The sequence below is a fragment of the Dietzia sp. 111N12-1 genome (assembly GCF_001658045.1).
GTDB lineage: Bacteria > Actinomycetota > Actinomycetes > Mycobacteriales > Mycobacteriaceae > Dietzia > Dietzia kunjamensis.
The window spans coordinates 173,033-182,110 of sequence record NZ_LSSV01000060.1 but is presented as its reverse complement, the minus strand read 5'-3'; the positions used below and the strand labels follow the sequence as shown (position 1 = coordinate 182,110).

7 protein-coding genes are annotated in these 9,078 nt (G+C 69.0%); 3 read left to right on the top strand and 4 right to left on the bottom strand.

The window, feature by feature from the left end:
- Positions 1–30 precede the first annotated feature (30 nt).
- Both AYO52_RS14070 and AYO52_RS14065 read left to right on the top strand, forming a co-directional pair.
- Positions 31–471 carry a YtoQ family protein gene (locus AYO52_RS14070; protein WP_067718552.1) on the top strand — a complete coding sequence of 147 codons (441 nt, stop codon included), beginning with the start codon at positions 31–33 and terminating at the stop codon, positions 469–471.
- A gap of 94 nt (positions 472–565) precedes the next feature.
- On the top strand, positions 566–1,210 hold the full coding sequence (locus tag AYO52_RS14065; RefSeq protein ID WP_067718549.1) for a mismatch-specific DNA-glycosylase: 645 nt from the start codon (positions 566–568) through the stop codon (positions 1,208–1,210).
- Positions 1,211–1,496: 286 nt separating this feature from the next.
- Here AYO52_RS14065 and AYO52_RS14060 read toward each other — a convergent pair whose 3' ends face one another.
- Positions 1,497–2,471, bottom strand: a complete 975-nt coding sequence (locus tag AYO52_RS14060) for a hypothetical protein (RefSeq protein WP_067718546.1) — start codon at positions 2,469–2,471, stop codon at positions 1,497–1,499.
- Between the two features lie 194 nt (positions 2,472–2,665).
- Here AYO52_RS14060 and AYO52_RS14055 point away from each other — a divergent pair, with 194 nt between their 5' ends.
- Entirely contained in the window at positions 2,666–3,037 is a 372-nt protein-coding gene (locus AYO52_RS14055; protein WP_067718544.1) for a carboxymuconolactone decarboxylase family protein, read from the top strand.
- Between the two features lie 103 nt (positions 3,038–3,140).
- Here AYO52_RS14055 and AYO52_RS14050 read toward each other — a convergent pair whose 3' ends face one another.
- The 3 genes from AYO52_RS14050 to AYO52_RS14040 all read right to left on the bottom strand — a co-directional run bounded on the left by AYO52_RS14050 (position 3,141) and on the right by AYO52_RS14040 (position 9,020).
- Positions 3,141–5,375, bottom strand: a complete 2,235-nt coding sequence (locus tag AYO52_RS14050) for an NADP-dependent isocitrate dehydrogenase (RefSeq protein WP_067718640.1) — start codon at positions 5,373–5,375, stop codon at positions 3,141–3,143.
- A 232-nt stretch (positions 5,376–5,607) separates the two neighbouring features.
- Entirely contained in the window at positions 5,608–7,431 is a 1,824-nt protein-coding gene (locus AYO52_RS14045) for an ABC transporter ATP-binding protein (protein ID WP_067718541.1), read from the bottom strand.
- Positions 7,428–9,020, bottom strand: a complete 1,593-nt coding sequence (locus AYO52_RS14040) for an ABC transporter ATP-binding protein (protein WP_096905204.1) — start codon at positions 9,018–9,020, stop codon at positions 7,428–7,430. The genes AYO52_RS14045 and AYO52_RS14040 overlap by 4 nt, the downstream gene beginning before the upstream one ends.
- Positions 9,021–9,078 lie beyond the last annotated feature (58 nt).

The window sequence follows — 9,078 nt, the reverse complement described above, 5'->3', positions numbered from 1 at the left end:
ACCCTCACCTACTGGCGGAACCTCTGAGTCATGAGTTTTTCCGTCTACCTCGCCGGTGAGATCCACACCGACTGGCGCGAGGAGATCAGGCGCGGTGCCGAAGCCGCCGGTCTGGATGTGGTGTTCACCGCCCCCGTCACCGACCATCCGGCCAGCGACGCCGCCGGGGACCATCTGGGGGAGACCGGGAACCAGTTCTGGCGCGACCACCAGTCGGCCAAGGTGAACTCCATCCGCACACGAACCCTGATCGAGCAGGCGGACATGGTGGTGGTCCGTTTCGGGGACAAGTACAAGCAGTGGAACGCCGCCTTTGACGCGGGCCACTGCGCGGCGCTCGGCAAGCCTTACGTGACTCTCCACGATGCCGACATCATCCACCCGCTCAAGGAGGTCGACGCCGAGGCACAGGCGTGGTGTACGACCACCGATCAGGTGGTGGAGACGCTGCAGTACATCCTCAAGCCCTGACCGGGCGGTGCTCCCCGTGCAGCCCGGCCGCGAAGACGGTGCAGTCGTGACGGGTCCTCCGGCGCCTGCCGGGAGCCCGCGACGTCCTTCCCCTATGGGCGGCGCTCGCCCGCGGCGCGAGGATCTGGCCCGGTTCGCCACCGATGACCCGGACGCGATGGACGATGTGCTGCCCGTCGCGCCGGCGCGTCTCCGACTGCTCATCGTGGGAATCAACCCCGGATTGTGGACCGCTGCGGTCAACGCGCCGTTCGCCCGCCCGGGGAACCGCTTCTGGCCCTCACTCCACCGTGCAGGTCTGACCGATGAGCTCGTGGACGCCTCCGCAGGACTCTCGGCCCCGGACGAACGTCAGCTCACCTCGCGAGGGATCGGGGTGACCAACCTCGTCGGTCGTGCCACCGCCAGGGCCGATGAACTCTCTCGCGATGAGCTCCGCGCCGGAGGGGAACGATTGATCTCGCGGGTCCGCGACCTGAGGCCCGGTCTCGTGGCGATCGTGGGGATCACCGCCTACCGGGCGGCCTTCGTGCAGCCGCGGGCGACCACGGGCCCACAGGATGCGTCTGCGATTCGAGGCTGGCCGGCCGGTGTGGCGCTCTGGATGGTGCCCCAGCCGAGCGGATTGAACGCGCACGAGACCGTCGATTCGCTGGCCGGGTACTGGCAAGAGGTCTGGCGTGTCGTTGAGGGCACGGGTGGTGATCGCGGCACCGATGCCCGAGGCATGACGCTGTGAGTCGAGGGTGGCCGGATATCTGTTCACCGACCGTAAGCACCAGATCCGCGTGCATCTCCAGCACGCCGGGCACCCGATCGCCGGTGACGACCGATACGGGGATCCCCGCTTCAACACTGTCGTGGCCTCTCGCGGCCGCACGCGGCCTCCATCTGCACGCCGCGACGATGCTGATCCCGCTGCCGGACGGGACGGACCTGATCGTGTCTGCTCCGATGCCGGGTACCTGGGATCGGCTGCTCACCCGCGGTCTCTAGCGTTCGGGGTCTCGGGGAGGTCCCGAGGATCAGCAGGGGTCGATGTGTTCCGCCGTGATGGTGAGCAGCCGCGCATTGCCTCCGCGGGCCGCCTTGTCGCGGCACACGGCCACGGTGTCGTGTCCGTGGTCGGTGAAGATGGGATAGACACGGGCGCCGTCCAGGCTGCCGCGCAGCGAGGGGCACCGGCCCGGCATGGCGAACTCGGCACCCGGGTGACGGTCCAGGAGCGCGGCGATGCCCTCCTGGGGACCGGATGACTCCACGTACGAGTCGAGGATGAGGATCCCCCTGCCGTCACACGGCGGAACGGAGGCGGTGACCAGAGCGCCCGAGGCCGTGCGGACCCCGCTGACCATACCGCTGGCACCCATGTAGCCCGATGGATGTCCGCTGGCGGCGGTCGTGGAGGACGACGATGTGGTGCCGGATCCGGAGTCGGGATGATTGGAGTAGTCCCGCTCCGCGAGCACCGTGCCCGCCGTAGTGATGGCCCGGCCCGGGCCGCTGATGGTGAACGAGTTGCCGCCGGAACTGCACTCCAGGGTGGCGGCGTCCGGCTTGGCGCACCGCAGGTCGCCGAACTCCACGGACTGACCGGTCTCGAGCCGGGCGGACACCGGCGGCACTCCCTCGACAAACGTATAGCGCAGTCCTGCCGGGCCGAGTTCCATAGCGCCGGGACGGCCCGGGAAATACTCGGTGAGATCCGGAGCCTCCGCCCCCGGCACACCGGTGCAGGTCACCGCCCCGCCCCCGGACACGCACAGGCCCACGTACTGACCGCCGGTGGAGCACTTCCACACATACGTTCCCGCATGGTGCTGCGAGGCGAGAGAGGAGGGATCGATACTGGTCAGCGCGTCGGGGACGGCGGCGGGGGAGGGCGCCGTGACCGTGATGGTCTCCGTGGCGGAGGAGGATGACCCCTCGGCCTGTTCCGACGCGTCCTGTCCGACCTGCCCGGACGAACACCCCGCCACTAGCAGGAGCGCGCCCGACACCACCAAGGCTCTCGAATTCCGACACACCTTTCACACAGCTGACCGGGGAGCCGCTCCGCACCTCGGGAGGCAGGACCGAACTGCACTATCGCACAGCCCTGCGACACTCCGGCCCGGCTCCCGACCCTCCCGACGACAAGGGCAGCGACTGTTAGCCTGACCAGGCACTTTCCGAATCGTCGAGGAGGACACCCGTGGAACTGAGCATGGACAAGGGCGACCAGTTCGTCGAGCAGACGCAGTCACCGGAGGGAGCGGCCGCCTGGAAGCAGCAGTTGGACGAGTTCGCGCCGGGTGCCTCCGACTGGGTGGTGGGCGCGGTGTTCGGCGGCACCTACCAGCGGCCGGGGATCGAGTTGCGCGACCGTCAGATGCTCACCATGGCGGCCCTCGCGGCGATGGGCGGCACCGAGCCCCAGTTGACCGGGCACATCCGGACCGCGGTCGAGGTGGCCGGCATGACCAAGGAAGAGGTCGCCGAGTGTTTCGTGCACCTCATGCCGTACATCGGCGTGCCCAAGACCCTGGCTGCGATGCGGTGTCTGAGCTCGGCGTTCGGCGAGTGACATGAGCTGAGTCGTCGTCGTAGTCCTCGTCCCACGACACACCGCGCCCCCGTCGGATCACTCCGGCGGGGGCGCGGTGGGGTGGTGCGGGTTCAGCGGGAGATCAGGCGAAGGCGCTGTCGAGGTGGTCGTTGAGCGTCTTGCTCGGACGCATCGCAGCCTTCAGCTTCTCGGTGTCGGGCTGGTAGTAGCCGCCGAGATCGACCGAGTGGCCCTGGACAACCGTCAGCTCCTCGAGGATTCTGTCCTTGTCGGCGTCCAGCTTCTCGGCGAGCGGGGCGAACCGCGCTGCGAGCTCGGCGTCCTCGGTCTGCGCCGCCAGCTCCTGCGCCCAGTACAACGCCAGCCAGAACTGGCTGCCCCGGTTGTCGAGCTCGCCGGTCACGCGCGAGGGCGACTTGCCGTTCTCCAGCAGCTTGCCGGTCGCGGTGTCCAGCGCTTGGGCGAGGATGGTGGCCTTCGGGTTGTCGTACTTGCGACCGAGGTCGTCGAGGCTCGCACCGATCGCGAGGAACTCCCCGAGCGAATCCCAGCGCAAGTGGTTCTCCTCCACCAGCTGCTGGACGTGCTTCGGCGCGGAACCGCCGGCACCCGTCTCGTAGAGCCCACCGCCGGCCATGAGCGGCACGATCGAGAGCATCTTGGCACTGGTGCCCAGCTCGAGGATCGGGAACAGATCCGTGAGGTAGTCGCGCAGGATATTGCCGGTCACCGAGATGGTGTCCAGGCCGCGCCACGCGCGCTCGAGGGTGTAGCGCATGGCGCGCACCTGCGACATGATCTGGATGTCCAGGCCCTCGGTGTCGTGATCCTGGAGGTACTTGTTGACCAGCGTGATCAGGTTGTTCTCGTGCGGCCGGTACGGGTCGAGCCAGAAGACGGCGGGCATGCCGGAGGCGCGGGCACGGTCCACGGCGAGCTTGACCCAGTCACGGATCGGCGCGTCGTTGACAGTGCACATGCGCCAGATGTCGCCGGCCTCGACCTCCTGAGAGACCAGGACCTCACCGGTCGCGGCGTCGACGATGTTGGCCACGCCGCCGGTCTCGACCTCGAAGGTCTTGTCGTGGCTGCCGTACTCCTCGGCCTTCTGCGCCATGAGTCCGACGTTCGGCACGGTGCCCATGGTGGTGGGGTCGAACGCGCCGTTGGTCTTGCAGAAGTTGATGATCTCCTGGTAGATCCGCGCGAAGGTGGATTCCGGGATGACCGCCTTGGTGTCCTTCTTGCGGCCGTCGGCGCCGTACATCTTGCCGCCGATGCGGATCATCGCGGGCATGGAAGCGTCGACGATCACATCCGAGGGGGAGTGGAAGTTGGAGATGCCGCGGGCCGAGTCGACCATCGCGAGCTCCGGCCGCTGCTCGTGGCAGCGGTGCAGCTCCTCGATGATCTCTTCCTTCTTGGCCGAGGGCAGGGTGTCGATCTTTGCGTACAGGTCGCCCATGCCGTTGTTGACGTTGATGCCGAGCTCATCGAACAGCTCGCCGTACTTTTCGAAGGCGTCCTTGTAGAACACGCGGACGGCGTGCCCGAACACGATCGGGTGGCTCACCTTCATCATGGTGGCCTTGACGTGCAGCGAGAACATGACGCCGGTCTCCTTGGCGTCATTGAGTTGTTCCTCGTAGAACTCCAGCAGAGCCTTCTTGCTCATGAACATGGAGTCCACGACGGTGCCCTTCTGCAGCGGCACGGTCTTGAGGACCTCGGTCTTCCCGTCGGGCGTCACGACCTCCATGCGAGCATCGCAGTCACGGTCGAGGATGATCGACTTCTCGCCGGCGTAGAAGTCGCCGTGGGTCATGTGCGCGACGTGGGTCTGCGAGGCCATGGACCACTTGCCCATGGAGTGCGGGTTGGCCTTGGCGTACTCCTTGACGGCCTTCGGGGCACGACGGTCGGAGTTGCCCTGGCGTAGGACCGGGTTGACCGCACTTCCGAGGATGCCGGAGTACCGCTTGGCGGTCTCCTTCTCCTCGTCGGTCTGCGGGTCCCACGGGAAGTCGGGAATGTCGTAACCCTGCGACTGCAGCTCTGCGATCGCCTTGGTGAGCTGCGGGACGGAGGCGCTGATGTTGGGCAGCTTGATGATGTTGGTGTCCGGGTCCTGAGTCAGACGACCGAGCTCGGCAAGGTTGTCCTGCACCTTCTGCTCGTCGGTGAGTCGCTCGGGGAACGCTCCGAGGATGCGCGCGGCCACCGAGATGTCACTGGTCTCGACGGCGATACCGGCGGGCTCGGCAAAAGTGCGGAGGACCGGGAGGAACGCCTCGGTCGCGAGTCGCGGGGCCTCATCGGTGAGGGTGTAAATGATCTTCTGGGGACCTTGGGTCATGGATGTCGACTCTTCTCGTTTCGGGCTGATCGTGTTCTTGTGGAACTGCGCCATCTGGCCGCCCACCATCATCCCCCAGGTCGGACCGACGGTGTCGGAGCCCGGGCGGGCCGATGGGCGCCCCGTTCCGCGCGTACGGACCGGGAGTCGGGGACGGCCTCCCCTGCAGTGTGGTCCAACTCGCGCTCGCTCGCCGGGTTTCCCGACGTCGCTCACCCCGGTCGGGCCCGTTCTAGGCCGGGCCCGGAGTGCTGTCCACGGCCGTCGCCCGCCGGCCGGCGGACCATGCGGCCCACAGTCGGTGGTAGATCCCGCCGTGAGCGACCAGGTCGTCGTGGGTGCCGCGCTCGACGATCCGTCCGGAGTCCATCACGAGGATGATGTCCGCGCGAGAGGCCTGATCGAGCCGGTGGGCGATCACGAGGGAGGACCTGTCGCGGATGACCTCGTCGGCTGCGCGCTCCAACGCCTCCGCGCCCGCCGAGCCGGCCTCGGCCGTGGCCTCGTCCATGACGATGACGGCCGGATCGAGCAGGAGGACGCGGGCCAGGGCCAGCTGCTGCGCGGCGACCGGATCCAGCTGGAGCCCGCGCGCCCCGACGATCGTGTCGAGCCCCTCCGGCAGGCGCTCGAACCACGCGGAGGCGTTGACCCGGCGCAGCGCGTCGAGCAGCTCGTCGTCGGTGGCCTTGGGCCGGGCCAGGGTGAGGTCGTGGCGCAGGGTCCCCGAGAACACGTGGACCTCCTGGCTGACCGTGGCCAGACGAGCGATGCGCTCCCGATCGGACAGCGATGACACCGGGTAACCGTCGACGAGCACCTCGCCGGCATCCGGCACCAGGAGGCCCGCCAGCAGAGCGGCGACCGTAGTCTTGCCGGCGCCCGACGCACCGACGATCGCGACGGTCCGACCCGGTTCGATGGAGAAGCTGATGTCGCGCACCGCCCACGAGTCGCCGTAGCTGAAGCTCACATCGCGCAGGTCGACCCGGCCCTGCGGCGGCTCGACACCGCTGTCGGGCACCGGTACGGGCGGGTCCACGACCACGCCGACGATCCGGGACAGCGACGCGTAGCCCGACTGGACCACGTCCAGGATGCGCATGAAGGTCATGAGCGGACCCCGCAGGCGGATGATCATGAGCACCGCCCCGGTCACCGCGCCCACGGTGAGGGAGCCGGTGGCGACGAGGCGGTAGCCCACCGTGAGAGCGATCGCGAGCATGAGGAACTCGCCCACCAGCATCCAGACGTTGAGCACGAGCATCGTCGTGCGCGCTCGGATGCCCTTGCGCACCACGTCCCAGGAGGCGTTGCCGATCCGGGTGTGCATCCGGTCTTCGAGCGAGAAGGCGCGTACGGTCGCCCGGCCACGGATGGCCTCGAGGACCCGTCGCGCCCGCTCGGCCATTGCCGCGCGCTCCGCGGCGTAGCGGTCCGGGGCCTTGGCGAGGTAACGACGCGCGGCGAGGTAGTAGACGGGCGCGACGACGAGGGGGACGACGAGGAACTGCCAGTCCAGGGCGAACAGCGCGATCACTGTCGCCACGACCGTCAGGGCCGAGGTGGACAGCGTCGGGACGGTCTCGGTGACCGCCGAGGACAGTTCGGCCACGTCATCGGTGGACCGGCTGACGAGGTCGCCGGAGCCCGCGTCCTCCACCCGGTGGGTGGGCAGTCCGAGTGCGGTGCCGACCATGTCCTGCCGCAGGTTGGCGATCACCCGCTCGGACAGCCGGGCCACCAGGTAGAAGCCGGATGCGCTGAGCGCCGCGCCGCCGACCGCCGCCGCCAACAGCAGTCCGCCGATCTGCCACAGCGACCCCCCGCGTTCACCGGTGACCAGGTCCACGATCCGACCCATCAGCTGGGGGATGAGCACACCCGCGGTCGCCCCGAGGCTCAGCAGGATCAACGCCAGCGCCAGCCACCGCCCGGCGTGGCGGACCCGGGAGAGCTGCCTGGCCACCTCGCGACGGACCTGGCCCGCGGAGGCGACCGGAAACCTCAGGGCGGTGTCGGTCTTCAGGGGTGGTGTCGAACTCGTCGTCGTCATCCCTCGGCCCCCACGAGCAGACCCTCCGCGGTCTCGCGCAGTCGCCGTGCGGTCAGCCGCGCGTCCGCGACGGCGTTCCACGCCGGGGCCGGGCTGAAGACGATCGTGGTCTTCCCGATCCGCTCACGGGCGATGTTGTCCGCGAGGTTCTGTTCGGTCACCGAGTCCACAGCGGTGGTGGGGTCCTGCAGTACGAGTACCTCCGGGGCGAGCGCGACGGCACGCGCGAGGGCGACGCGCTGCCGCTGACCGCCCGAGAGCATCCGCCCGCTCTCACCGACCCGCTTGTCGGGGCCGTCGGGGATGTCGTCGCAGCAGGCGACCCGCAGGGCGTGTTCCGCCGCCGCGCGATCGGGGTGGACGTTGTCCGCCACGCTGCCGTCGAACAGGTCGGCGGCGTGGGGCACGACCGCCACCCGCGTGCGGGGCAGTGACTCGAGGAGGCGGATCAGCTCGGCGTCGGTGCCGTCGACGACCGTCAGGCCTGACGGAAGGGCGCGGATGAACCGCTCCGTGGTGGCGGCGTCGGCCTCCGAGATACGCTCGAAATCCGCGCCGAGCACCTCGCGTATCCGTCGGCCGGACGCCTCCGCCGACGCCCAGCGGGAGGCGATGTTGCGGCCGAACATGGTCATGGGGACCACGAGGAACTGGGTGAGGCCGACCACCGTGATCAGCTCGCCGATGGTGACGTGCCCGGCGAGCGCCAACGCGCCCGCCGCGATCCCGAGCGTGGACACGAAGACGGCTCCGGTCGCCTCGGTGGCGCCGTTGAGCCGTGCCTCGGCCGCGTCGGCGTGAACGGTCTTGCGGTAGGCGTCGTCCGACACCTCGTCGTAGCGCCTCCGGACGGTGACGATGGCGCCCAGCCCCTTGAGGATCCGCAGCCCCTGCACCACGTCGGTCGCGGTGGCGGCGGCCTGGGCGATGGCCTGCTGGCGCGCCACCGACCGGCGCTGCAGCGGCCGTGCCACCCGGAGCGCGACGATGACCAACACCGGGCCGCCGACCAGGGTGGCCAGGCTCAGCCACGGGTTGATCGTGAACATCATCGCCGCGCCGTACGTGATGGCCGCCGCCTCGGCGACGGGCATCACGGTCATCATGACGATGTCCCCGACGCGCGTGGTGTCCGACGAGGCGATGGACAGCAGGCCGCCCGCGGTGCGTTCCCGGCCCGCGAACCCGCGCGGGTCCTGGATGCGGTCGGTGACCGCGGTGCGCAGGTCGTGGCTGACGAGTTGCTGACTGCGGACCAACATGAAGCGTGCGGTCCAGTTGGCGACCATCGCCACCAGGAACACGCAGGCGAGCACGCCGATCCATAACCAGAGCCGGTTCAGACGGCCGGTGGCGATCGCGTCGTCGACTGCACGGCCCACGACGACGGGGGTGAGCCCGTTGCAGAGAAATCCCACGGCCATGCCGCCGGAGGCGATGAAGCTCCACGGACGCTGGGACAACGCCACTTTGAGGGTCCACCGCGGTGAGTCGACGGCGGGCAGCTTCGACCGGCGGCCCCCGGGCCCGGGAAGCGCCGAGTAGTCGACGATGCTGCCCGTTCCCGGGGTCTGCGAGTTGTCGGGCACGAGGGTCGATGGTAGCGGCGGGACGCCGGGTTCCTGTCATCCGCGAGCGGTGGTCAGA